Annotated in this window: 1 protein-coding gene; it reads right to left on the reverse strand. The window is 40.8% G+C overall.

Going from position 1 to position 410, the window contains the following annotated elements; translation table 11 throughout:
• Positions 1–276: adenylate/guanylate cyclase domain-containing protein (locus B9T16_RS29455; protein WP_410246475.1), on the reverse strand; the 276-nt coding region annotated here is incomplete at its 3' end.
• Positions 277–410: the final 134 nt, after the last annotated feature.

Consider the following 410-nt stretch of genomic DNA (forward strand, 5'->3'; position numbering starts at 1 on the left):
AATTCTCACCGGCGATCGGCCTGCTTCCACTGGTTGTTGATTATAAGCAGCCAACATTTTTAACATCAAAATTCCCGCCTGTACGGCTTCATCCGCATTATTGCTAAATAAAGCCATAATTGCATCCCCAATATATTTATCAATAAACCCATTATTATAAGCGATCGCCGCTTCCATGCGACCTAAATAAGAATTGAGAAACTTAAAATTATCAGCCGGGGTTAACTGTTCCGAAATCGTTGTAAAATCTCGAATATCTGAGAAGAGGATGGACATTTCTTGCTCCACCGCATCCCCTAACTCGACATCAACAATACTGCGATGACCCAGAAACTCTAAAAATTCACGGGGRACAAAACGACCATAAGCATCCGTAAATTTTTAGAGTTTCTGGGTCATCGCAGTATTGT

This window comes from Arthrospira sp. PCC 8006, from assembly GCF_046480465.1.
Taxonomy (GTDB): Bacteria; Cyanobacteriota; Cyanobacteriia; order Cyanobacteriales; family Microcoleaceae; genus Limnospira; species Limnospira platensis.